We start from the raw sequence: 25,471 nt of genomic DNA on the forward strand, positions 1-25,471 counted from the left end.
TGAGCTATTTCAATTCTATGGGTAATGCGCCATTTTCGGCGTTGTCTTTGTCTCCTTCACTTTTTAACCCGCCATCCACTGCGATACGACATACATCTGCATTGGCTCGGGTTTTATCATACAGCCCTTGCGCGAGCAAGCTTAATCCACCGCTTGCGATGGCCGCACTTAATGCGATACCGGATTCTACTAAACCTTTAGGGTCCGTTTCGATTTGAGGATGCTTAATTGTCCCGCCCACTCGAATCATTTTTGCAATAGAGTTAACATTTATTCCGAAACCCGCCCTGGCTTTCGGTCTAATGACAAGTTTTAATTTCTCATTACCCAGTTTGACATCACCACCGCCAAGCAGAGTAACCTTGGTAGTTTTTAACGCCAATCCTCGCTCTGTTTTCGCAACACCATCATTCACATTAAACTGAATTACCCCGCATTCAATGTCCAGATACTCGGCTTGTTTACTCAGCGGATTGATCGCATCAAACAGTCCCAGGAATAAATCCCCGCCAATAAGTTGCAGACCATCGTTTTTAATTTGCGCCCCACTGAACTCTAACAATACTGAGCCAGTTGCGTTGCCGGCGATTTCTGAAATAGAGCCACCTGTTCCATCAAGATTAATACCCACAGAAAATATACCGGCATTGTCGAGAGCTGATTTTTCCAGTTTGGTTAGCGCAGAAAAATCAACATTTTTACCATTAACCTCAAGATGCGCATTGAATTTTTGGTTTTGCCCGGTTTGATTTTTTGCGGCCAATGCAAGATTTGCGTTAATCGACCCCTGGCTGCTTTCTCCACTTACTTTCGTGACCAGATGCCCATTGTCAACGGATATTGTGGACTTGAAATTATCCAAAATAAAGGCGGTGTTCTTAAAATGTTCGGCACTGAAATTTATTTCTGCCTGGACATCCATCAACCAATCGAGTTTCAACGGCGTCTGGGAGAAAAACTTGTCCGAATCATCGTCTTCAACTAAAAGCGCCGTTAAATCGAAATTTTTTGAAACCAGTTTAGCCCAATAGTTCCTTTTAGCATCTGAAGTGTCCTCTGCTTTTGAATGAATCAAACCAATTTTCCCGGAAAGATCATTCCCTGCTATTTCAACATCAAACGAGATATTCCGGGTATTATGATTATTTTTAAAACTAATTGTTCCCTTCGCAGGATTATCCCATACCAAGGGTAAATCGGTACTCCGTACTATGGTTGCCAATGACTCGGCATCGAATTTCAACTCAAATTCATCCGCTTGCAATGGAGAGATCTGGCTAAATGCGCCACTGGCATTTAGCATTGCGTGCTCTGAATTTATATTGAAATCGATGTTTTCCAAACCAACTCCACCATCCGAGAATACAATATCCATAGAACCGGACAAGGCGCCTGACAGGATAGATGGGTGTAACACTGGAATATCTGCACTAGTCATAAATTCATGGTCTGCGCTCCCCGATAATTCCATTGACAATTTCCCGGATAATGTTTGAGCAAGCCGGTCAGGCAAATCACTCGATTGCGAAGGCTCCTCGGCAGATAAATTATCCGTAAATAAATTATCAAGACGTCCGGAAATCTGTCCGCTGAATTTATCAGATAGCGTAGCCACGTTTATTTTCTTGAGCGAGTAGCCACCAGATTCACCCTCAACGGGTTGACCAGATAATTGAGCGCTGCCGTTCAAAGGCAATAACTGAGATAACAAACCAGAAAACGGAAGCTCTGGATACATATCATCAATTGGACCGACGGAATCCAACCTCAATCCTATATTCAGATTTATATTTGGGGCATCCCCAAGTTCAAGGATTTGACCGTCAATATCAATCGTTAAATCGGCATCAACCAGCGTTCCGGTAATTTTATTGAGATTGAATTTTCCTTCAGAATCCTGCATCAATACGCCGGCTATATTCAAAGGCCCGGCCTTGGGCAGCTTTTGGTTGGCCAGAGACTCAAGTTTGGACAAGCTGTCTGCACCCAACTGCATATCCATTTGAAAATCCTGAAATTTTAACGAATTCCCGGCCGACCCAATGCCGTTTAGTTGAACCCCATCGCTTTTTCCGTGAATCTCAAGGTTAGATAGATTCACCGATGAACCTTTAATTGAAACAGATCCAACCACAGATAATTCATCAACCAATGCCAGCAGCCTGGATTGGTAAATTTGACCAACCCACTCCCGATTGACCACGGCAGCAAACTCAATTTCACCCATCTGACCCGAGCCCAGGTCATTTATTTTTCCTGTTGCATTTAGATTTAAACTTTCCGCGGCACTTGCTATTTTGTCGCTTGTTATTTTAATGTCCATCAAATCAAAACTCGATGCCAGACGATTTAGATTGGCCACGACATTTATCTCTTGAGTGTCAGGCCACCTCAATCCCGTGGGCAATCCCTTAGACACATCAAATAGCCTGGCCAATGAATCCAGGCTCTCTATTTTCATTTCCAATGGCAAGGGCTCAGACCAGTCGTTGAGCACATTAGAAACTGCGCCAGCAGCATTGACGCTGATTCCCTCGGCAAACATTTCCGCATGTTCGATATCGAGGGTTAAATTTTTCCGGTCTCCGAAAACACTTCCGGCAATGGCGGTTTCCAGATTCATGCCATGAATAATACTTGGCGATATTATTTCCCTATCAAGATTTCCTTTTGCATTAAATCTAATGTCAACTTCATTAAATCCTATCAATTGCCCAATTTCTCCATTAGCGTAAGCCTGCAATCCATGCTCCGATGACTCTAAATTCAAGGACTCCAATCGCATGGTTCTGGACGTTTCCGGTTGAATCAATTCCCATTGTGCAGAGATATTTCTATATGGCGGCAACCAAAACCCGAACAAGTTTGACAGATCGGCTAAATTGGTTACGTTTGCATCGATCCAAAGATTCAATCCATGCCATAGAAACAAATTCTGGATCACTCCGGAAATTGAAACCTGATTGGCGGGCACTCCAACGTATCCGCTGAGTGCTATCGGTGATTCCCGAAAGCGCAACAATGATTCCAGGCTGCCTAATTCTCCAGACATCGCAATTGCGGTTTTTTCAGCTTCGCCCAGAACCTCAATGCGAGTAGGTCGATTGACTCCCATAGATTCTACGCTGGCATCGTCAATTCTAAATTCCCAGTCACGGTTTTTATGAGAATAGAATACCCAGCCATTGCGAATAGTCAACTCTTCTATGTCCACCCAATCAGGGAATAGTCGAGTTCTTTTAGAGGTCTTGTTGGAGGTTTTTTTGGGTGATCTTAAATCAAGATTAAATCTTTTCGTTTCAGGATGCCGCTCAATCCACAATTGCGGTTTGTCCAATTCGATGGCGGTGACTTTCAATTGACCGCGGATCAATTCAGCAAAAGAAAGCGAAATGGTTAATTTGTCTGCGGCAAGGGCAAAAGGCGTTCGTGCCCAACTGCTGTTGGCAAGCCTGATTTGCTGCGCATAAACTATCGGGGACAGGCTCCATTTTGCACTCAAGCCGCCTTCAATGGTAAATGCCCTGCCGGTTTTCGATTCTATATAAGATTCAATTAAATTCTTTACATCGCTTTGATTCAAAAACACCGTAGCCGCCAGCGGCATAAGCAATACAACAGCCACAACAAAAATAATTATTTTTATTTTATACGACATTGGATTCGCACTTAAAAATTGAATCTGCGGTAGTTGGCAGCATGCTGTAAATTATCAAATAACGCCTTAACCAAACATGAATCGGCCAAACATAACGACATGCCCTTATGATGAAAAATCGCAACCCATTGGGCGTTCTTAAGAAATTGATTTGCACTTTCCGGCACCAGAATATCATAAGAAGGTGGTCTCTAAATTCTAACGCAACACCTATAGTATGAATACAACAATATCAAGCGAGGCGTTGAAGAATGAAGGTTTATCATCGTCTAAGCTTGGTGGAGCGAGAAGCCATCGGCGCATTGTATCATTGTGGCGCGGGCGTCCGTGAAATTGCCCGGCAACTTTATCGCAGTCCATCAACCATCAGTCGTGAACTCAACCGCAGCAAGAGCGGATTTTATTACTTGGCGGTCACCGCGGACAACAAGGCTCGGCGGCGATGTTATCGTCGTTCGGGCAAGTTGTCCAAAGACAAGGGTTTGCGTTGGGTCGTCATCAACGGACTTCGCAAGCAGTGGTCGCCGGCGCAAATCAGCGCCAAGCTCAAGCTGGATTATCCTGGGGATGAACGCATGCGCGTGTGCGCCGAAACCATCTACACGTATTTGTATGCGTTGCCTCGGGGGGGGTCTGCGTCAATCCCTGTTGCGTTGTTTGCGGCAGCATCGAAAGGCGCGGCGGCCCCGCAGCCGGGGCCTTGACCGGCGGGGTCGGATTCCAGAGATGATCAGTATTGAGGAGCGGCCGGCGCAAGTGGCTGAACGCACTGTGCCCGGGCATTGGGAAGGCGACTTAATCCAGGGCGCTCACAATCAATCCGCGCTTGGCACGCTGGTTGAGCGCACCACCCGGACGGTGTTGCTGGCGCGCTTGAAGGGACAGGACGCCGAAACGGTGCGCAAGGCGTTTGCGCGCAAACTGCGAACGATACCGAAACAGATGAAACTGACCCTGACCTACGATCAGGGCAAAGAGATGGCGGCGCATCGCTTGTTCACCAAAGAGACCAACATGCAGGTCTATTTTGCCCATCCGCGCAGCCCATGGGAACGCGGCGCCAATGAGAATGCCAACGGCTTGATCAGGCAGTGTTTTCCGAAAGGCACGGACTTTAATCAAGTCAGCGCTTATGCAGTGCGCAAGGCTCAAGATCGATTAAATGGACGACCGCGTAACGTGTTAAACTGGAAAACGCCTTTTGAGGTTTTTAATGAACTGTTGCAATAGAAACTAGAGACCACCAACCATAAAGTAGAAAACTACTTCGATAGCAAACCAAATATCCTAAAAGATTGTGATTTCTTGGTTGTCGCATATGATAAAACCAATATGGCAATTGGGGTAATAGCGCTCAAACATCATACAAATAGCAAACCTAAATTCATGCACATAGAGACAATTCTTGTTGCTGAAGAACATCATAACCGAATACTTGCTTCGCACATGGCGGCACACTTATTTATGAATGTTGCTGTTGTGCTGGGTGATTTACCAAAATTAGTTTCAATGAAAACTTACAACCCACGGTCATACAGCATGATGGCTAGATTCTTGCCAAAATCAGGTACTACCTGTTTTATGTATCCCAATATCGAGAATCGAACGAATACTGATGAAGCAAAAGAGATTGCTGAAAACATTGCAAATGAATTAGAGCCTAATCTCACCTTCAACCATGATACTGGCGTGATTTACGCTGCTTCAGGAAATGTCGCGGATGATTTTTGGCCGTCTTTTCCAAATACTCGGAATAATATTATGGTGGTCTCTAGTTTCTATTGCAACAGTTCATTAAAAACCTCAAAAGGCGTTTTCCAGTTTAACACGTTACGCGGTCGTCCATTTAATCGATCTTGAGCCTTGCGCACTGCATAAGCGCTGACTTGATTAAAGTCCGTGCCTTTCGGAAAACACTGCCTGATCAAGCCGTTGGCATTCTCATTGGCGCCGCGTTCCCATGGGCTGCGCGGATGGGCAAAATAGACCTGCATGTTGGTCTCTTTGGTGAACAAGCGATGCGCCGCCATCTCTTTGCCCTGATCGTAGGTCAGGGTCAGTTTCATCTGTTTCGGTATCGTTCGCAGTTTGCGCGCAAACGCCTTGCGCACCGTTTCGGCGTCCTGTCCCTTCAAGCGCGCCAGCAACACCGTCCGGGTGGTGCGCTCAACCAGCGTGCCAAGCGCGGATTGATTGTGAGCGCCCTGGATTAAGTCGCCTTCCCAATGCCCGGGCACAGTGCGTTCAGCCACTTGCGCCGGCCGCTCCTCAATACTGATCATCTCTGGAATCCGACCCCGCCGGTCAAGGCCCCGGCTGCGGGGCCGCCGCGCCTTTCGATGCTGCCGCAAACAACGCAACAGGGATTGACGCAGACCCCCCCCGAGGCAACGCATACAAATACGTGTAGATGGTTTCGGCGCACACGCGCATGCGTTCATCCCCAGGATAATCCAGCTTGAGCTTGGCGCTGATTTGCGCCGGCGACCACTGCTTGCGAAGTCCGTTGATGACGACCCAACGCAAACCCTTGTCTTTGGACAACTTGCCCGAACGACGATAACATCGCCGCCGAGCCTTGTTGTCCGCGGTGACCGCCAAGTAATAAAATCCGCTCTTGCTGCGGTTGAGTTCACGACTGATGGTTGATGGACTGCGATAAAGTTGCCGGGCAATTTCACGGACGCCCGCGCCACAATGATACAATGCGCCGATGGCTTCTCGCTCCACCAAGCTTAGACGATGATAAACCTTCATTCTTCAACGCCTCGCTCGATATTGTTGTATTCATACTATAGGTGTTGCGTTAGAATTTAGAGACCACATATTAATAAATACTTTGCTGATGAAATGAGTTCTAAAGACAGAATGTTGGTGTTTCTGTATATGAAAACTTTGTATATACGCCGAGAGAATTTAAAACTACTCCGTAAAATACTTGGTCATACTGGAAATCAATACTAGTTTCGCACTTGACTAGTTAAGAGGTCTTTTTCTTAACTAGTCAAGACCCTTAATTTTTACAATGACACAGAAGTACGAGTAGAGATTATCGAGATGAATATAGAAAATTTGTTGTCAATAATTTTGCCCTTTATTGGCTTTGCATTTGCAACGAGTATAACTCCTGGCGCAAATAACATAATGCTGACTGCTTCGGGATCCAATTACGGGCTAAGGAAATCCATGCCTCATCTTTTCGGTATAGTGACGGGGTTCATTGTTTTAATGGCGGCATCGGCTATGGGGCTTGGTGTGTTGTTTGTAAAATTCCCCGTGCTTCACATAATTCTTAGATATATGGGCTCTGCGTATCTTGTTTACCTCGCGTGGAAAGTGGTTAGCAGCGGTTCGTCGCATCAATACGAAGATAGTCACCGTATCACATTTGCGAATGCGGCAATTTTTCAGTTTGTTAATCCCAAAGTATGGAGTATGGCAATAACCGCAATGTCATCATTTACCCTTAGCGGGGAATATTATGCTGCTTCCGCAGTAGTCATTGCTTTTCTTTTCGCTTTGGTATACATCCCCTGTGGATTTGCTTGGTTGGTATTTGGTTTGGCCCTTAATAGATTTCTAAAAAACAAGAGAGTACACCATCTGATAAACATATCTATGGGTCTCCTATTGGTTTTAGCGGCATTCTTTATAGTAACAAAATAAATAAATACAATCAAAGCAATAGGGCATTGTTTAATCGTTATTCTACTGTGCCTTTCGCTATTTTTTTATTTGCGCTATGGGTCGTATTCTTTATTGTGTCACCGTGGCAGGACCGAGAGAGAAACCGGGTTTCATCGACCGTAGAGACTGAGATATCTGAGAAGGCGTTGGCCTTTCACGATACATTATTCGTGGCTGATATGCATGCTGATTCTTTATTATGGGACAGGAATTTGCTTGAGCGGCACGATTACGGGCATGTTGATATTCCACGACTAAAGGCAGGGCGGGTGAGGTTACAGGTGTTTTCCATAGTAACGAAGACGCCTAAAAACATAAATTTGTTTGAAAACAGCTCTGCTAGTGACAACATCACTCTGCTGGCTGTGCTGAGTCGGTGGCCAGTGCGCACCTGGAATAGCTTGTTACAACGCGCTCTGTATCAATCTGACAAGTTGCATCAACTAGAGACCGAGTCCAAAGGACAACTACAAATTATCCTATCCAAAGAGGATTTGGAGAAAACTTCTAAATCTGATAGTAAAATTGCTGGAATATTAGCGGTTGAAGGAGGCCATGCACTTGAAGGAGACCTTAATAATCTTGATGTTTTATTTGAAAATGGGATTCGTATGGTGGGTTTCACTCACTTTTTTGATAATGCATTGGGTGGATCTGCCCACGGCCTTGAAAAAGGTGGCATAACTGAATTTGGTCTGGCAGTGATGAGACGCATGGAGCAACTCGGTGTTGTGGTTGATGTAGCACATGCATCGAATGCCTTACTTGCTGATATTCTTCGCTACGCGCAAAAACCTGTGGTATCGAGCCACACTGGCTTGTCAACTATTTGCAATGATTCGCCGAGGAATTTATCCGACGAACAAGCGTTAGGCATTGCTGCCACAGGAGGTCTATTAGGCATTGGCTTCTGGCCGCATGCAGTCTGCGGTAACAGTATTGAAGACATTATGCGTACAATAGAATATGCTGTAAATCTTGTCGGGATCGACCATATAGCCTTGGGGTCTGACTTCGATGGCAACGTGCAAACACCATTTGCCTCTGATCAACTGGTGCTACTAACACAGGCTTTTCTGGCACAGGGTTATTCTGAGAACGACATCAAAAAGATAATGGGCCACAATATCAGACGATTGTTTCTGGATTTGTTGCCGCCATCTGCCGCATTCTGAAATCGGGAAGTTTAGTTTTATCCGAAGACTTTAATTCAAAACTAATAGTATCTTTTTTAATCATTACGTTGGGCTTATGGGCCGCTAAAAGCAAGTCAGGGTTCATCAAAAAAACACAAGGTCTCTCAAAAATCGTGAACAAAATTGTCCGGGTTCACTACATATGAGAAAAAATCAGGTAGCCAGGGTGAGTTGCTGATAGTACGCCATCGGCGTCATTAAATTCAAACTATCGTGTGGTGAACTGCGGATTCAACTCATAAGTGCAATTTCCCCGATGAAGGAAAGATGAGATGCGGCGTATCGCGTTGTCGGTCGCGCTACGGTGTTGAAGGCAAGGGATTAACATGCGACCAGAGCATCGTGTTCACCGGCGTCAAGGCATCAAGACAATGCCCCATCCCACTGTCGTATCGGCTACCGCGATGCCGATACCGGCAAGCATTACGTTTTCTTGACCAATAATTTGAAACTGGCAGCCATGACTGTTGCCGACCTTTACCAAGCGCGTTGGCAGGTGGAATTGTTCTTTAAGTGGATCAAGCAAAACCTGAAGATAAAGTCCTTCATCGCAGCAATAACGCGGTGATGACGCAAGTCTGGATCGCGCTGTGCGTGTATTTACTCTTGGCGTTCATCAAATTCCAGTCGAAGCTGGGCAAAAGCATGCAACAAATGCTCCGCCTGTTGCATCTTAACTTGTTCGACAAGCGCGACTTGATGGCTCTCTTGCGTGGCGACCCGCCCCCCATGCCCGGCTTCAATCACAATCAATTCTCATTGCTGTGAAAGTTAATGGGACAGCAGTGAAATGAATCATACTTTCACAACTCGGCGTATGTCGCCGAATTTGTTCTATATCCAGTTCCACATTAACCTCAGGATTAGTCGGGTTTTTCACGCAATTCTTTTAGCAATTTACGTTGCTCTGCAAGCGTTGTTAAGGCACCAGAGCAATATCCTGCAAGCCGCAGGTTTCGTCTAAACCGAACATTAAATTCATGTTCTGAACAGCCTGGCCAGCGGCGCCTTTGACAAGATTATCTTCTACTGCCAGCACCACGACAGTTCTTCCCTCTTGCGGCCGATGAACAGCAATCTGACAATGGTTGCTTCCTCGAACACTTCTTGTGTCTGGATGAGAGCCTGATGGCAACACATCAACAAAGGGTTCATGCTCAAAACGTCTTTCGAAGATTGACTGAATATGAGCGGTGGTTAAATGATTACTTTCATCGGTTAGCCGCGCGTACAAAGTCGCGTGAATCCCTCTAATCATGGGCAGCAGGTGTGGGGTAAATATCAGTTCCACCGCATGGTTGCTGATGGCTTGCAGCCCTTGCTTAATCTCAGGAAAATGGCGGTGCCCGGAAACGGCGTAAGCTTTGAATGAATCCGAAACTTCAGCGAATGATGTCGCCAAGGCGGCTTTTCGGCCGGCCCCTGAAACCCCTGATTTTGCATCGGCAATCAGGCTATCAGTTTCAATTAAATTATTTTCCAGCAATGGCAGAAAACCAAGTTGCACGACCGCGGGATAGCACCCCGGGTTTGCGACCAACCGGGCATCACTAATCCGCTCCCGGTAAATTTCCGGCAACCCGTATACCGCTTGGGCAATCAATTTCGGGCAATGGTGTTTCATGCCATACCATGTCTCCCATTCGGCTGCATCTTTTAATCTGAAATCCGCTGATAAATCGATAAACTTGATGCCAGCTGCGATTAATTGTTCAGCATGGCGCATGGCGACCCCTTTTGGCGTTGCACTAAATACCACATCGCACTGAGTCAAATCACAATTATCTGGATTAGAAAATGCGATACTGCAGCGCCCCCTTAAAGAGGGAAAATACTCAGATACCGACTGCCCGGATTCACCCCGAGAGGTAATAACCGTTACCTGGGCATAAGGATGATTGGCGAGAATTCGCAGTAGCTCAATGCCGGCATAACCCGTGCCACCCATAATTCCGATCTTTATCGAGGTCAATTTTTCCATCGTTTCAGGAAATCATACCCCTTACCGCAAAAGCGAACAGTTCAGATAAATCCAATTTTTCACCCCGAATTTCTATGGTTTATGTGTGCATTAAACTTGTAGCCGCTCTGATAGAATCAAACATAGCACGAGTAACCGTGCATTTTTGATTGTTATTAGTATACCTTCAAATTAAATTGAAAGTTGCCCGCAGAATAAATCACCCGCAATGATATGCCCGTAGAACAACCGCCTCTGGCTAAAAGATATCAGCGAACGCTGGACGCGGTGGCGGAGTACGCGAACAAATATCAAGGTCGAGTATCCGCGGTAAAATTGATTGCAGTGAGCAAGCGCCACAATGCTGATAAAGTGGTTGAACTGATTAAGCTGGGGCATCGGGATTTCGCGGAAAACTATGTGCAGGAAGGGGTTGAAAAAATTGCCCGGGTAAACCTTGCTCTTGAAAACCTGGCTATGGAAAACGGGGGAGTCGAAAATAACATTTGTTGGCATTTCATAGGCCATATACAAAGCAGAAAATGCAGCAAGATCGCCGAGTGTTTCGACTGGGTTCACACCGTACACAGCACAAAAGTTGCTGAAAAATTGAATCGACACAGAGGCGCCCGACCGCCATTAAAGGTTTTAATTCAACTCAATTTACAACAGGAATTATCCAAATCCGGTGTTTGCTTAAATGAACTTCCGGAATTGGCCAATTCCATCAATGGAATGCGAAACTTGAATTTCCGCGGACTGATGATTATTCCTGAAATAGAATCGGATTTTGAAAAACAGCGCGCAATTTTCAGGCGTTGCAGAAAAGTCCTTGAACAACTCAACCAACAGGGTTTCGATCTGGATCAACTGTCGATGGGCATGACCGGCGACATGGCAGCGGCCATCCTGGAAGGCGCCACACAAATACGAATAGGGACTGCAATTTTCGGTCCTCGTCCAACGTAGGAATGATTAATTTAGAGTGTCCTTATCAGCATAAGGATGTGCGTGCAAAATCCGACAGCAAATCTACACGGGCCGTTTTGGCTGTTCTGTTATTTTCGGTGTTCTTGCTCTGACAACGCCAGGATGGCATTATTCAAGGCTTCCTTTAGAGAAATCCAAAATGAAACCATCTGCAAACAACCGAATCGCATTTATTGGGGGAGGAAATATGGCGCGCAGCATTATTGGAGGATTGGTTTCCTCTGGCTGGCCATCGAAAAATATTTTTGTCTCCGACCCGTCAAAAGAGCAACGTAATTTACTGGAAAAGCAATTTAACATTACGATTTACGAAAACAACGAAAAATGTATCAGTCGGGCAAACATCGTTGTATTGTCGGTAAAACCACAGGTATTGAAACAAGCCGTGGAATCGATTCGAACAACCTTGGTTAAGAATAATCCTTTGATAATATCCATTGCAGCCGGCATCAGAACCAGCGATATAGTGAAATGGATTGGACAGGAAGTGCCTTTTGTCCGGGCGATGCCCAACACCCCTGCACTGGTGAATTGTGGCGTCTCTGGATTGCTCGCTAATGCACATACAAACAGTTTTCACAAGCAATCGGCAGCGCAAGTTATGCAAGCCGTGGGACAGGTGATATGGGTCGACAACGAAAGCGATATTGATACGGTTACCGGAATTTCCGGCAGTGGCCCCGCGTATTTTTTTAAACTGATGGAAATAATGATAAATGCGGCGCAGGCGAACGGGCTGGGTGGCATAGCAGCGAGAACGCTGGTGCTACAAACCGCCTTAGGCGCCGCCAAACTCGCAAGCAAGAGCGAGCATTTGCCCGGCGAATTGCGACGCCAGGTCACCTCGCCGGGCGGCACTACCGAGGCCGCATTACTGACTATGGAGAAACACGGTATCGATGAAACAATCACCCTCGGCGTTAATGCCGCCATTGAAAAATCAGCCGAGCTGGCAACAACGCTAGGAGCAATGTAAATGCCTTACATACAAAACGCGTTGAGTTTTACCATTGAAACCATAGTGGGATTGTATTTAACTGCGGTCATACTACGTTTTCTGTTTCAGTTGCTGCAAGTGGATTTCCGCAATCCTTTCTCCCGATTTATTATTACTGCAACCAATCCACCACTAAAAATATTACGTCGTTATATCCCGGGACTGTACGGCATTGACCTATCGGCGGCGGCGCTGATTCTGATGATTGGGTTTATTAAAACAGGTTTATTGCTCGCCATATCCGGTTATAAGTTTAATATTGCCGCAACGCTGATGATAACCATTGCCGAAGTTCTCACTACCATAACATGGACCTGCATCATTGTAATTCTCGGCAGCGCCATCCTGAGCTGGGTGGCGCCCATGTCGCAACACCCCGCGGCTCGTCTAATCAACAGCATGAGCCATCCGATTATCAGTCCGTTCAGAAAAATTCTTCCGCCGATTCAGGGCATAGACCTATCCCCCCTGCTGGCTTTGCTGGCATTGAACCTGATCCAGAGATTGGTGATACTCCCAATTACCGATTTCGGGCGCAGCTTTTTCTTCTAGCTTTTTCTCCGGGCTTTTTCTCCGGGCTTTTTTCTGGTCAGGAAAATCTGGAATCCCGGGAGATCAATAAGATCAACAGAATGACAGGCAACCCGAGAATCGCGGTAATCAAAAAGAACTGTGTATAACCCACTTCGTTTACCATGCTGCCCGAATAACCACCTAACACTTTAGGTATCAAGGTCATCAATGAGGTGAATATCGCAAACTGCATAGCCGTAAACCTTATATTTGTAAGTGCCGACAAAAATGCAACGAAAGCGGCACTCGCTATTCCCGCGCTTAAATTGTCCGCGCCGATTACCAAGTATAACATCACAATGTTGTAGCCCAACTTCGCCAATATCATAAACAGCAAGTTGGTTGCCGCGGACAAAATCGCGCCTAACAGCAATATTCGCAATACGCCAAATTGCAATGACAGCAGACCGCCAAGAAACCCGCCAAGCAAAGTCATACCCAATCCAAATGCCTTGGCGACGGTTGCAACTTCATTCTTTGAATATCCCATATCATGGTAAAACACATTGGATACAACCCCTAAGACGATATCCGAAATTCGATAAAGTCCGACCAACGCTAAAAGCAATATCGCGCTATGGATGCCATACCGCTGAAAAAAATCCCGCACCGGGTTTAAGTAAAGACCTTGAAGGGTCGAGGAATCAACCAAGCGGGTTTTTGTGAGCAGTATAGCAATAGTAAACGCAACGAATAGGCCCACCGTTAATTTTAAGCATTCGACAACAAATCCTGCCAGTCCTTTATTGTTGGTTAATTCCATAACAAACATTTTTAAGTTTGCGCCCACTGCGGCGGAATAAACATACGTTAAAATGAAACCCGACACACAAAAAATAAACAGCACCACCGCCTGAGCGCTATGCTGCAAGTTTGAATGTGAACGGTGTTTGGAAGTGTCAGGCTCCGGGATCAAAAGGGTCGTGGCAACGCCCACAACCATGCAAGCCGCCATGAGCAAGTAGGTTTTGTGCCAAGCGGAAAATGAATACATTTCAGCGGTAGAACCGAAATAACTTGCCAGATAGAGCGCGCCTGCACCCGCTACCAACATTCCAATACGATATCCAGCGATATAGGTTGCCGACATCAATGCTTGTAGCTGAACGCCAGCAGATTCGATTCGGTAAGCATCGATAACAATATCCTGAGTGGCGGAAGAAAAACCAAGCATCACTGCTGCCAAAGCTAAATAAATCAAGTTTGTTTGATCGGCTGCGGGATCCAGATTAGCCATTAAGATAAGAGAAGTCACAACCAACCCCTGGGCAAACAAAATCCAACCTCTTCTCCTGCCAAGCGCGCTGGTCAAAATCGGTAACGGCAGATTGTCAACCAAAGGGGCCCAGACAAACTTGAATGAATAACCTAACGCAGCCCAACTAAAATACGTGACAACGGAACGATCTATGCCCGCTTCCAGCAACCAAAATGACAGTGAGGAAAATATCAACCACAACGGCAGCCCGGCTGAAAAACCTAGAAACAGCATGGCGATCACCCGAGGATGGGAAAAAGCGCGAAACGAATCTTTCCAGTTTAGTTTTTCCGCAGTTGAATGCAAATTTATACTCATCAATTTTTTATTCTGCTTAAGTTTTTGGTCAGGTTTTGTTTGGCTGGTTTAATTGTTACCGACATCCTGCCACCGACAGACTTATTGGCGCTCAAGTATCCTATAATATCCACTAATCCGTATACTTTGTGAACCTCCAATTCATGTCAAATTTGAAAGGCGAATTCCTCGATATCTGTGTTAGAAACAAAATTTTGTGCTTCGGTGAATTTACCCTGAAATCCGGTCGCTCCAGCCCGTATTTCTTTAACGCTGGACTATTCAATACCGGTGAGCTTTTGCGGCAACTCGCAAAGTTCTACGCGTTACTCATATCGGCTGAATTAAAAAATGATTTCATGCTCTATGGCCCGGCTTACAAAGGCATCCCATTGGCCGCCGCCATTGCGGTACAGCTAGCGAACCACCAAAAACGTAACGTGGCCTATGCGTTTAATCGCAAAGAAACCAAACATCATGGCGAAGGCGGCAATATAGTCGGCGCCGCGCTTAACGGCGACGTAGTCATCGTTGACGATGTCATAACCGCGGGAACATCAATCAATGAATCAGTCAAAATCATTAAATCGGCCGGCGCAAAACCCTGTGCAATCGCCATCGCATTGGATCGCCAGGAAATCGCAGATGGCGACACCCAATCCGCAGTTCAAAAAATTGAACAACAATACAACATGCCTGTATTATCGCTACTGAATATGGACGATTTGGTTAATTATCTTCGCTCGACTCAGGAGTATCGACAATATTATGATGCCGTCGCAGCCTACCGCGATGCTTATGGAAGCAATTGATTCAGGATCAATTCAGGGATTTTGGTTAAGGATTCTAGCATCGCACCATGACTTTCCAATAAATTATATCAAACAACACTTCGATCACCGTTAAAAACATTCTTGCCCAGTGCAAACATCACAATGCATCATCATCAAGTTCACCGGTCCTGATCCGAATCGCTCGGTCCAAATCATAGACAAATATCTTGCCATCTCCCAATTTACCGGTTTGCGAAGCCTGAACAATGGCATCTACTACCTGATCCAGCCTATCGCTTGATACCGCAACTTCAAGTTTGACTTTTGGAACAAAGTCGACCACATACTCCGCACCACGGTACAGTTCGGTATGTCCCTTCTGTCGTCCAAATCCTTTGACTTCGGTTACTGTCATTCCCTGTACGCCTATTTCCGAAAGCGCGTCCCTGACCTCGTCCAGTTTGAACGGCTTGATTATGGCGGTGATGAGTTTCATCAAAATTTTTTGAAGCAACAAGTGATATTTCGGGTCATGTCTAATGGCGCGCCCGGAGAGATTCGAACTCCCGACCCCCTGGTTCGTAGCCAGGTACTCTATCCAACTGAGCTACGGGCGCAACTTGGTCATTAGTTTAACAGTACAGAAATTGTGATGTTATTTCAATGACAATAGAGTTACTGTACGGCACTTTATATATTCATTCCGGGAATAATCGGTATCAATGGCGCAATCAAATTTCCACTAACGCAACCGATTATCATTGAACCAATGATCGCGATTTGCCCCCAATCTACCAATCAGAGACGCTAACCAATGAACACCGAAGACCGCAGAATAGCAAACCGGGAAAAAAATCTCGCAGCCGCTGTGGATGAACTCAAGGTTAATCGAATCAAGCGCCATATCTTTCTGTGCTGCGACCAAACCAAACCAAAATGCTCTCCAAAGGAGAAAAGTCTTGAATCGTGGAATTATTTGAAAACACGGCTAAAAGAACTCGGGCTGGTTAAACAAGGAGGGATTTTCCGAACCAAGGCAAATTGCCTGCAAATCTGCGCTCATGGACCCATCGCCCTGGTTTACCCGGAGGGCATTTGGTATCACTCTTGCACGCCGGATGTGCTTGAAAGAATTATTATGGAGCACTTGATAGGCGGTCGCGCAATCAAGGAATATGTAATCATCGCCCAGCCGCTTACGCGGATGGCGGAGAGAGAGGGATTCGAACCCTCGATACGCGATTAACGTATACTCCCTTAGCAGGGGAGCGCCTTCAGCCGCTCGGCCATCTCTCCCGTACTATCGAACTCGCACCATCGGACAAACTAACCACAAGTCAAAACAGTTTAAAGTTGCCAGGGTTATGCGTTGTGCGGATCACCCGCTTCCATATCCAGTTGGTCATCATCATAATCATCTGAATCATCATCTGATTGATTACCATTATATTGACCACCTTGATCGTGCCCGTTATCCTGGCCATAACTAGCCGCTTGTTCATGTTTGATTCGATAGTATATCTCCTCTCGATGAACGGGTATCTCTTTGGGCGCATTTATACCGATTCGAACCTGAGTTCCACGCACACCTAAAACTGTTAATCGAACATCGTCTCCGATGTAAACCGATTCGCCTATGCGGCGAGTAAGAATTAACATTTTTCTCTGCTCCTGATTATAGATTTCAATTTCACCGACACCATATTCTGATACCATATTCTCGACACCCTATTCGCCAAATCGCAACAACCTCCTGGCTCCCCGGATGTCAAAACGGGGAAGCATAGAATATCCAACAAGTTTTCAATTGCAGCCCAAAACTTCTCACCGATTTGCGCCAATTTGTTCCAGCCCAAACGCTTTATGAAGTGTCCGTACTGCGAGTTCGGTATATTCTTTGTCGATGGTAACAGAAATCTTAATTTCAGAGGTGGAAATCATCTGAATATTTATCCCCTTTTCTGATAAAGCTCGAAACATCGCAGTCGCTATTCCTGCGTGAGATCGCATACCCACTCCAACCGCGGAAATCTTCGCCAGATTAGTGTCTCCGACCACCGTTTCAGCCTTTAATTCCTTTACCACAGGTTCCAGCAAATCCATGCTTTTCTGCAAATCCTCCTGATTTATCGTAAACGTAAAGTCGGTTAATCCGTCGGTTCCGATATTTTGGACAATCATATCCACATTTATATCGGCAGCGGAAATCGGTCCCAGGATGCTGTAAGCAATTCCTGGTTTGTCCGGGACTCCGCGAACGGTTATTTTCGCTTCATTTTCAACGACTGTGATTCCGGAAATTAATGGTTGTTCCATATTTTTGTCCTCGTAGGTGATCAGGGTTCCCGGGCCGGGTTCAAATGATGACAGCACCCGTAGTGGAACATTGTATTTTCCGGCAAATTCGACCGCACGAATTTGTATCACTTTTGCCCCGGCGCCGGATAACTCCAGTATTTCTTCGAAAGTAATGCTCTCCAAACGCCTGGCATCCATTACCATTCTGGGATCAGCGGTGTAAACCCCATCGACATCGGTAAATATTCTGCACTCGTCGGCATGAAGCGCAACCGCCATTGCCACTGCGGTGGTATCCGAACCGCCGCGCCCCAGAGTCGTTATTTTGTTTTCCTCGCTGATGCCCTGAAACCCGGCAACCACAACCACATTACCATTATCCAGGTCAGCATGTACCCGGTCGGCGTCAATGTGTTCAATTCTTGCTTTACCATGGACACTGTCGGTACGAATTGGAATCTGATATCCGGTATAGGAACATGCCGAAATCCCGATTTGCTGAAGCGCTAAAGATAATAGCGCAATGGTGACTTGCTCGCCTGTGGAAGTCAGCACATCCATTTCTCTTGGGCACGGCTGCTCGCAAACCTCCTTGGCCAACCCAATCAGCCGATTGGTTTCGCCGCTCATTGCAGAAACCACGACCACCAGTCGGTCGCCACTTTTTACGCTGTTGGCAACATTTTGCGCGACCGCATTTATCCGCTCCACAGAGCCTACGGAAGTACCCCCATATTTTTCAACAATTAAAGTCAATGTTTGTTTATCGGTAAAAATGGCGCGGGATTTAAACTGTTATCAAGATAAAAGTAAATACTTACTCTACCTAATATTTGATCCCTCTGGCACTTTTTTTACGAATTTTTGATTTTACCGCCCATTTAACCCAGCAAATTTAACTGGACAAACTAGTCTGGTTGCACGTCAATTCGAGGCTTGGGGCGTAAAATTTTCGCACAGAAAAATACCTTAATGCCCTAGTTATGGTAACTCTTGAAATGATGGTGGCCAGGGACAGAATCGAACTGCCGACACGAGGATTTTCAGTCCACTGCTCTACCGACTGAGCTACCTGGCCAAGTGAATTAACTGATTAGGATATTCTTATAAACCGCTAAAACGATTGATGAATTAGTAGCTGCGCCTCGTATCAGCCGAGATTTTATCCATATCGCCGATCAAATCTCCATAACCCGCTTCAGAAACTCGACGGATTTGAGTTCATCAATCGTTGCGTCTGGCGTGACCATCAGGTCGTTGATCGTCTTACCCTCAAACTGCGTCACACCCCGTGAATTCCGACCAGCCCAGTGACGAAGCAGAATTGTGGAACTAAGCAGGTCTTTTTGAAACATTGAGATCAAAACTGTGTTGACGTTCTTCCCTGCATCAACACCGACAAAGTAGAACATGAATACAGATCTATCCCCAGCGAGAAACTCGAGCATCTTATCCAGATTGTATGCCTTTGGGTTTGAATTCAGAATCATGATATTCGTCTTTATGTCCGTTTCGGTGTCGAAAGTGTCGAAACTCCTGTGGTAGTCGCCCAGCGTATTGTCTGTCATGAATGGGGGTATGCTATCACCATCCTTCAAAGCAGAGAGAATTTGTTGTCGCAGCGATTCATCTTCTCCAGCAATGAGATACTCAATAATCCGACCGCGCACATTGACATTTTCAATGAGTGCAGCCAACAGTATCTCCATCTTGAATTTTTCAACCTGCGTATCCAGCCCTTCCTTGAGTACGGCGCAATCCTCATCGCGAACAAAACGCATCGCTCGCCCTGGAGCCTCAAGTATTGTGACTGATGCTTCGTTGTTCATGTGATACTTGTTTCCAGATGGGGAAATGTCGTTCGTCGCTTCCACGAGACGGACCAGATTGCCTTCAAATCCAATCTCTGCATGAATAGCAAAGAGCCTGCCGATGTTTTCAGCCACGTTAGAAATTCCCTCAAAGTCCCGAACAATATCCGATCCGTTGCAGCTCCCTCTGATATTGTTCTGTCTGAGTTCGTGTGAGCTATGACTTACCTTCTTCAGGAATGTCGTATTGGTGATCAGGCAGTGATTCTGTGAAGGCGTTACGAGACACACGATGAAGGGACGGTTGTCGTATTTGCGAAGATTGGATAGAGACAAGACTGTGTTCCCGAAATTTCGCCCAGTAGCCGAACTGAACCGTAAAGCGTAGTCGGCACAATAGTAAACAGACCGATCTTTGACGAGACCAAGATTATCTCTCACTATGCTTGCTAATCTCGCCTTGTCGTTAATCCCGTTATTCTCATTGATCAATGCCAACAGGCGGTGAAGGGTATCAGTCATTGAATAGCTTCATCTGGCTACCGGATGACTTGACCGCCTTATGTGTATCTGGTCGCTCAAACTGTTTCGCTCCCAAAACACACCTTCCGCGTACCCCTGGATGCTCCTGTTGGCTTCAGCTTGCCTCAATCGCTTTACCGCCCAACAGCAGTACTCTCGGTTCATTTCAATTCCACAGAACTGTCGGTTTAGCTTGTGTGCGACAACTGCCGTTGTGCCGCTCCCAAGGAATGGGTCAAATACGAAATCGCCAGGGTTCGAGCTTGCGAGAACGAGCTTTGCTATCAGTTTCTCCGGCTTCTGGGTAGGGTGGTCCGTGTTCTCCAGCATTGACCAGAAAGGGATTGTGATGTCAGACCAGAGGTTTGACGGGTGCGTAAGCCTGTAGTTTCCATTTTGCGATTCTTCCCAATCCTTGGGCTTTCCATCTTCAGACCGGTACGGTGCCAAAACCCGCCTCTTAAGCTTAACATCATCAATATTGAAGAAATAGTCATCACCGACCGTGCAGAACCAGATATCTTCGGTGTTGTTTTTCCAGTTTGTCTTCGCACCACGCCCCTTTTCTCTTTCCCAAGTGATTCTATTGCGGACACGGAGATGCTTATCCAGTACGGGAAAGACAAGATTAGAGGTCTTCCAGTCACTACAAACGTAAACAGACGCTTTGGGCCGTAGCAAAGGGAGAAGCAACGAGAACACTCGGCGAAACCAGGCTACATAGTCTTCCGCTTCACGGGAACGGAAAAGATGGCCGTTATAGTTTTTTGTCAAGTTGTACGGGGGGTCTAAAATCAGGAGATCGACGAACCCGGTCGGCAGGAACGGGAGTGCCTGGTCAATGTCTTGATTGACGATGCGATGCGGCAGCGCTTCCGGGCGTACTGGCGCAGTCAGGCACCACAAATCCGTCGAGAGCGATGTCAACTCCGCCTCGGTACAGGTCAATGTTCTGTTACGTGAAGCACGTTTCTTTATGTTACCGTCTTGGTTTAGCATTTAGTATCACATTTCTTCATGTTGCACTCTTAGTTTAGCATTTAGTATAAGGTAGCATCATCCTTATACCAAGTCTCTTGCGCCAAACCAAAGTAAGTGGATTCGATCCGGAACACTTAATCCGACCCGGCAGGAAAATTCGACGAGCTATAGTTTTCAATTACGCCTGATTGAATCTTCCACCCACCTGTAAGTCGCTTCAATGGCATGTTCTATGCCTTGGGCGTTAGTTCCCCCGGCCTGAGCAAGATCCGGGCTGCCTCCTCCCTTGCCGTCAACCAGCGATGATATTTTGCGAATTAATTTCTCCGCCTGGAACTGATTGCTCAAATCCTTGCTGACCCCGGCTATCAATGTAACTTTGCCATTGTTGGCCCCGGCAACCAGCACCACGCCGCTTTGTAATTTATTACGCCATTGGTCAACCACCAGACGCATTGATTGTACATCGGCATCATCCTGGCGAATGGCGACTACTTTAACACCCTGAATTTCCTTAACGACATCGGTTGTCACGCCCCCAGTCGCCAATCGGGTTTGCAAAGACTGGATTTGACGTTGTTGTTGCTTTTGGGTTTCCAGTATAAACTTTACCCGGTCTGGAAGATTCGCGGGCGTTGTCTTTAATACGGAAGTAACTTTGTCCAATAATTTGAGTTGTTTGCCGACATATCTTTCAGCTAATTCGCCGGTTCGCGCTTCAATACGCCGCACCCCGGCGGCCACGCCAGACTCGGCGTTAATTTTGAACAGGCCGATATCACCAGTGCGATTGACGTGGGTACCGCCACACAGCTCAAATGAAAATTCCTCCATGCGGACGACGCGCACCTCGGAATTGTATTGCTCGCCAAATAACGCCGCCGCACCCGCGGATTTTGCATCGTCCAGATCCATAATATCCACGCTAACCTGATGGTTGGCACGAATATTTTGATTAACCAAAGACTCAATTTCAATCAATTTCGAGGGACTAATCGGCTCGAAATGGGAAAAATCAAAACGTAATCGCTGCGGTTCAACCAATGAGCCCTTTTGCTCAACATGAGGCCCAAGTACAGATTTCAATGCCGCGTGTAATAAATGTGTTGCGGAATGGTTGTTGGCGCTTAAATGACGTCTATTTGCTTCAACCTCGGCCTCGCCTGTTTGCTTTAACTCAACTACTCCCGACACTACCCGACCGAATTGAGCAATCACCTTGTTGGCAATGTATTGAGTATCTGTAACCTTAAAAACCCCGTTGGGTAGCGTGATCAATCCGTGATCGCCGATTTGACCGCCGCTTTGTGCGTAAAACGGTGACTCGGACAGCACCACAATACCCTGGTCGCCCTGCTCTAATTTTTGTGCCGCTTTCTTATCTTTTAATAATGCAATAACCTCAACCTCATATTTCAGATTTTGGTAACCGACAAATGGGGTGCGCTCCAATCCGTCAATCCTGATCTGGTCTCCCTCGATAAATTGGCTGGCTGAGCGGGCGCGATTGCGCTGCGCCTGCATAGCAGATTCAAACTCATCATTATTGATGCTTAATTCATGTTCCCGAGCGATATCGGCGGTTAAGTCCGCGGGGAAACCGAAAGTATCGTATAACTTGAATACGGTTTCACCTGACAAGGTATCACCTTGCAGCTTGGCGATTTCCTGATCAAGCATCTTTAATCCCTGGCCCAGTGTTTCATTAAATTTTTCGTTTTCTTGTTTTAGTGTCTGTTCAACCCGCTTAGCGGATGCCGCTAATTCTGGAAAAGCGGCGCCCATTTCATCGACCAGCGGCACCACCAGTTTATGCATGAACGTTTTTTTGCAACCGAGTTGATAACCGTGGCGAATGGCTCGGCGAATAATCCGACGCAGCACATGACCTCTTCCTTCATTCGAGGGGATTACGCCGTCAACGATCAAAAACGCGGTAGAGCGAATGTGGTCCGCAATTACGCGCAACGATTTATTCTCGGTATCCTTGATTCCTAAAATAACTGCCGTGGCACCAGTCAGGTTTTGGAACAAATCAATTTCATAGTTACTGTGAACCCCCTGCAACACGGCAGCAATGCGTTCCAGACCCATTCCCGTATCCACCGAAGGTTTTGGAAGCGGTTCAAGCTGACCGTCGCTATTGCGATTAAACTGCATAAACACTAAATTCCATATTTCCACATAACGATCACCGTCCTGTTCAGGCGACCCTGGCGGACCTCCGGCTACATCGGCGCCATGGTCGTAAAAAATTTCCGAACATGGGCCGCAAGGTCCGGTGTCACCCATCTGCCAAAAGTTATCTTTTGCCCCTTTCCGGGTTACCCGATCCTTGGCCATGCCAATTTCATTTATCCAAATCGACTCCGCGTCATCGTCATCCTCAAAAACCGTCACCCAGAGCTTTTCCGGAGGTAATCCGAACTCAACAGTTAACAACTCCCAGCAATATCGTATTGCGTCGCTTTTGAAATAATCGCCAAAACTGAAGTTTCCCAACATCTCAAAGAAAGTATGGTGACGTGCGGTATAGCCAACATTTTCCAGATCGTTATGCTTTCCGCCGGCTCTTACACATCGTTGCGAAGTGACCGCCCGTTTGTAGGCGCGGGTTTCACGCCCCAACAACAAATCCTTAAACTGCACCATGCCCGAATTTGTAAACAATAAAGTTGGGTCGTTGCCAGGCACAAGGGAACTGCCAGGCACAGCTTCATGCCCATGCCTGACAAAGTACTCAATAAATCGTTGCCTGATTTCGGTGGTTTTCATCTGTCCGTCATAATCAACAACAATTAATCGACAATGGCATTTTCAAATTGATCAATTTGCGCTGAGAAGAATCCCCTTTGTTGCAGAAACCGATCCTGCTTGGCCCATTCCTCCAAGTTCGCAGGGGGTTTTTCACCAAATTTTCGAATCCGCACCCGTGCCGCTGACTCGGTCCATTGGTCTTGATAAACAGCTAGGGCACGCTCAATTAAATCCGGGTCGATTTTATGTTCATTAAGCTCATGTCTTAGCATAACCGGCCCCTTGCCACCGTTAAACCGTGAACGACACAGCATTTCTGCAAATCTCGCATCCGATTGCATCCCCTGCTGAATAAGGTCCTCCAGTATTTGAGTACAAATAGAGGCGGGCGCCAGATTTTCAAATTTCTGGCGCAGTTCAAATGCGCTATATTCCCGTCGCGCCAATAATCGGTATGCTTTGTCTTTCAGCCGGCGGATTAACTCGTCAGTCTCCGATCGAGAAGATTCTGAATAATAATTTTTATTCAAAGAATTGCTATCTATATCTCGGCTATATCTCAGCCACTGCTTTAGGTTTAATTGCGGTATCCTGGGCGCGGGCCGTTTTAATCGATTTCTTCTCCCGAATTATTGCTTCGATTTCATCCGCCATTGCCGGGTTTTCCTTAAGGAACTCCCGAACATTGTCACGACCCTGACCAATTCGATCAGTGCCGTAGCTATACCACGCCCCTGATTTCTCGACGCAACCTACTGCCACACCGAGGTCGACAAGTTCGCCATGCTTTGAAATCCCTTCGTTATAAAGAATATCAAATTCGGCTTGCTTAAAGGGTGGCGCAATTTTGTTTTTAACCACTTTAACCCGAGTCTGGTTACCCAATACCTCATCGCCTTTTTTGACAGCGCCAATTCTGCGAATATCCAGACGAACGGAAGCATAGAATTTAAGCGCGTTGCCACCAGTAGTGGTTTCCGGGTTTCCAAACATCACGCCGATCTTCATGCGAATCTGATTGATGAATATCACCATGGTATTTGAGCGTTTGATATTTGCGGTTAGCTTACGCAGCGCCTGAGACATTAATCGCGCCTGCAAACCGACGTGGTGGTCACCCATATCACCTTCGATTTCAGCTTTGGGTGTTAAAGCGGCAACAGAATCCACCACCACCACATCCACGGCCGCGGAGCGTACCAACATGTCGGTAATTTCCAGAGCCTGCTCTCCGGTATCCGGCTGGGAGACCAGTAAATCATCGATATTAACGCCGAGTTTTTCCGCATATGCCGGGTCCAGGGCATGTTCCGCATCTATAAACGCAGCGGTGCCGCCGATTTTCTGTGCTTCGGCAATAACTGATAGCGTTAGCGTGGTCTTGCCTGAGGATTCTGGTCCGTAAATCTCTATAACCCGTCCCCGTGGCAGCCCGCCGATCCCTAAGGCGATGTCAAGCCCCAATGATCCAGTGGAACAACATTGTATATCTTGATCGACCTTAGAATCCCCAAGTCGCATTACAGATCCTTTGCCAAATTGTCGGTCAATTTGACCCAGCGCCGCATCCAGCGCTTTACGTTTATTTTCATCCATTTAATTTAATTTCTCGTGTTAATAGGTTTGGTTTCGTTGAGCAAACAACCCCGAAATTATCCCACATGCTGTGATTTAGAACCAGCATCTGTCCGGGTTCACCCCATATGAGACAAA

General features: G+C 46.4%; 19 protein-coding genes, 3 tRNA genes and 3 pseudogenes. 10 read left to right on the top strand and 15 right to left on the bottom strand.

Translation table 11 applies throughout. The features are described from left to right. Nucleotides 1-4 precede the first annotated feature (4 nt). On the bottom strand, nucleotides 5-3,658 hold the full coding sequence (locus ACPXXB_RS10990; RefSeq protein ID WP_423907399.1) for an AsmA family protein: 3,654 nt from the start codon (nucleotides 3,656-3,658) through the stop codon (nucleotides 5-7). 251 nt (nucleotides 3,659-3,909) lie between these two features. Between ACPXXB_RS10990 and ACPXXB_RS10995 the strand changes: the two are divergent. Further along, nucleotides 3,910-4,888, top strand: a pseudogene (locus ACPXXB_RS10995) (IS30 family transposase). A 54-nt stretch (nucleotides 4,889-4,942) separates the two neighbouring features. Further along, a complete protein-coding gene (locus ACPXXB_RS11000; RefSeq protein WP_423911145.1) occupies nucleotides 4,943-5,518 on the top strand; it encodes a hypothetical protein in 576 nt (191 codons plus the stop codon). Here the strand turns inward: ACPXXB_RS11000 and ACPXXB_RS11005 are convergent. Continuing rightward, nucleotides 5,437-6,415, bottom strand: a pseudogene (locus ACPXXB_RS11005) (IS30 family transposase). The gene ACPXXB_RS11000 and the pseudogene ACPXXB_RS11005 sit on opposite strands and share 82 nt — an antisense overlap. Nucleotides 6,416-6,715: 300 nt before the next feature. Here ACPXXB_RS11005 and ACPXXB_RS11010 point away from each other — a divergent pair. The 3 genes and pseudogenes from ACPXXB_RS11010 to ACPXXB_RS11020 form a co-directional block, all read left to right on the top strand. After that, nucleotides 6,716-7,324 carry a LysE family translocator gene (locus tag ACPXXB_RS11010; protein WP_423907401.1) on the top strand — a complete coding sequence of 203 codons (609 nt, stop codon included), beginning with the start codon at nucleotides 6,716-6,718 and terminating at the stop codon, nucleotides 7,322-7,324. A gap of 26 nt (nucleotides 7,325-7,350) precedes the next feature. Then, nucleotides 7,351-8,520, top strand: a complete 1,170-nt coding sequence (locus tag ACPXXB_RS11015; protein WP_423907402.1) for a dipeptidase — start codon at nucleotides 7,351-7,353, stop codon at nucleotides 8,518-8,520. Nucleotides 8,521-8,929: 409 nt separating this feature from the next. Beyond that, nucleotides 8,930-9,309 (top strand): annotated as a pseudogene (locus ACPXXB_RS11020) (transposase); the annotation flags it as partial. Between the two features lie 151 nt (nucleotides 9,310-9,460). Here ACPXXB_RS11020 and argC read toward each other — a convergent pair. Continuing rightward, the gene (argC, locus tag ACPXXB_RS11025) at nucleotides 9,461-10,522 is read right to left on the bottom strand and encodes an N-acetyl-gamma-glutamyl-phosphate reductase (protein ID WP_423907404.1); all 1,062 of its coding nucleotides are present in this window, start codon (nucleotides 10,520-10,522) and stop codon (nucleotides 9,461-9,463) included. Between the two features lie 213 nt (nucleotides 10,523-10,735). Between argC and ACPXXB_RS11030 the strand changes: the two genes are divergently transcribed. The 3 genes from ACPXXB_RS11030 (at nucleotide 10,736) to ACPXXB_RS11040 (ending at nucleotide 13,040) form a co-directional block, all read left to right on the top strand. After that, complete coding sequence (locus ACPXXB_RS11030; RefSeq protein ID WP_423907405.1) at nucleotides 10,736-11,470, top strand: YggS family pyridoxal phosphate-dependent enzyme; 735 nt, start codon at nucleotides 10,736-10,738, stop codon at nucleotides 11,468-11,470. Between the two features lie 160 nt (nucleotides 11,471-11,630). Next, nucleotides 11,631-12,467 carry a pyrroline-5-carboxylate reductase gene (gene proC, locus ACPXXB_RS11035; protein ID WP_423907407.1) on the top strand — a complete coding sequence of 279 codons (837 nt, stop codon included), beginning with the start codon at nucleotides 11,631-11,633 and terminating at the stop codon, nucleotides 12,465-12,467. Next, nucleotides 12,468-13,040, top strand: coding sequence for a YggT family protein (locus ACPXXB_RS11040; protein ID WP_423907409.1), 573 nt, complete (start codon nucleotides 12,468-12,470; stop codon nucleotides 13,038-13,040). 37 nt (nucleotides 13,041-13,077) lie between these two features. On the opposite strand, the gene ACPXXB_RS11045 is transcribed toward ACPXXB_RS11040, so the two are convergent. Further along, entirely contained in the window at nucleotides 13,078-14,637 is a 1,560-nt protein-coding gene (locus ACPXXB_RS11045) for an AmpG family muropeptide MFS transporter (RefSeq protein ID WP_423907411.1), read from the bottom strand. 143 nt (nucleotides 14,638-14,780) lie between these two features. Here ACPXXB_RS11045 and pyrE point away from each other — a divergent pair, with 143 nt between their 5' ends. Further along, nucleotides 14,781-15,428: an orotate phosphoribosyltransferase gene (pyrE, locus tag ACPXXB_RS11050; RefSeq protein ID WP_423907413.1), complete on the top strand. Its 648-nt coding sequence runs from the start codon at nucleotides 14,781-14,783 to the stop codon at nucleotides 15,426-15,428. A gap of 118 nt (nucleotides 15,429-15,546) precedes the next feature. On the opposite strand, the gene glnK is transcribed toward pyrE, so the two are convergent. Together glnK and ACPXXB_RS11060 are read right to left on the bottom strand one after the other, a co-directional pair. After that, nucleotides 15,547-15,885: a P-II family nitrogen regulator gene (gene glnK, locus ACPXXB_RS11055; RefSeq protein WP_423907415.1), complete on the bottom strand. Its 339-nt coding sequence runs from the start codon at nucleotides 15,883-15,885 to the stop codon at nucleotides 15,547-15,549. A 44-nt stretch (nucleotides 15,886-15,929) separates the two neighbouring features. Continuing rightward, nucleotides 15,930-16,006: transfer RNA gene (locus ACPXXB_RS11060), tRNA-Arg, on the bottom strand. A gap of 197 nt (nucleotides 16,007-16,203) precedes the next feature. On the opposite strand from ACPXXB_RS11060, the gene ACPXXB_RS11065 reads away from it, so the two are divergent. After that, nucleotides 16,204-16,635 (top strand): (2Fe-2S) ferredoxin domain-containing protein, encoded by a 432-nt coding sequence (locus ACPXXB_RS11065; RefSeq protein WP_423907416.1) that lies wholly within the window; start codon nucleotides 16,204-16,206, stop codon nucleotides 16,633-16,635. On the opposite strand, the gene ACPXXB_RS11070 is transcribed toward ACPXXB_RS11065, so the two are convergent. The 9 genes from ACPXXB_RS11070 to recA all read right to left on the bottom strand — a co-directional run bounded on the left by ACPXXB_RS11070 (nucleotide 16,595) and on the right by recA (nucleotide 25,354). Further along, a tRNA-Ser gene (locus ACPXXB_RS11070) sits at nucleotides 16,595-16,685 on the bottom strand. The genes ACPXXB_RS11065 and ACPXXB_RS11070 overlap by 41 nt on opposite strands. 66 nt (nucleotides 16,686-16,751) lie before the next feature. Then, the gene (gene csrA, locus ACPXXB_RS11075) at nucleotides 16,752-17,105 is read right to left on the bottom strand and encodes a carbon storage regulator CsrA (RefSeq protein ID WP_423907418.1); all 354 of its coding nucleotides are present in this window, start codon (nucleotides 17,103-17,105) and stop codon (nucleotides 16,752-16,754) included. A 108-nt stretch (nucleotides 17,106-17,213) separates the two neighbouring features. Continuing rightward, nucleotides 17,214-18,443 (bottom strand): aspartate kinase, encoded by a 1,230-nt coding sequence (locus ACPXXB_RS11080; protein ID WP_423907419.1) that lies wholly within the window; start codon nucleotides 18,441-18,443, stop codon nucleotides 17,214-17,216. 246 nt (nucleotides 18,444-18,689) lie between these two features. Further along, nucleotides 18,690-18,765, bottom strand: a tRNA-Phe gene (locus ACPXXB_RS11085). Between the two features lie 100 nt (nucleotides 18,766-18,865). Next, entirely contained in the window at nucleotides 18,866-20,020 is a 1,155-nt protein-coding gene (locus ACPXXB_RS11090) for a hypothetical protein (protein ID WP_423907421.1), read from the bottom strand. A 9-nt stretch (nucleotides 20,021-20,029) separates the two neighbouring features. Further along, entirely contained in the window at nucleotides 20,030-20,998 is a 969-nt protein-coding gene (locus ACPXXB_RS11095) for a DNA-methyltransferase (RefSeq protein WP_423911147.1), read from the bottom strand. Between the two features lie 177 nt (nucleotides 20,999-21,175). Next, complete coding sequence (gene alaS / locus ACPXXB_RS11100) at nucleotides 21,176-23,776, bottom strand: alanine--tRNA ligase (protein WP_423907423.1); 2,601 nt, start codon at nucleotides 23,774-23,776, stop codon at nucleotides 21,176-21,178. Between the two features lie 23 nt (nucleotides 23,777-23,799). Beyond that, nucleotides 23,800-24,288, bottom strand: coding sequence for a regulatory protein RecX (locus tag ACPXXB_RS11105; protein WP_423907425.1), 489 nt, complete (start codon nucleotides 24,286-24,288; stop codon nucleotides 23,800-23,802). A gap of 22 nt (nucleotides 24,289-24,310) precedes the next feature. Further along, a complete protein-coding gene (gene recA / locus ACPXXB_RS11110; RefSeq protein ID WP_423907427.1) occupies nucleotides 24,311-25,354 on the bottom strand; it encodes a recombinase RecA in 1,044 nt (347 codons plus the stop codon). Nucleotides 25,355-25,471: the final 117 nt, after the last annotated feature.

Origin of the sequence: Candidatus Spongiihabitans sp. (assembly GCF_965237845.1) — a bacterium.
Classification (GTDB): Bacteria; Pseudomonadota; Gammaproteobacteria; order Arenicellales; family Poriferihabitantaceae; genus Spongiihabitans.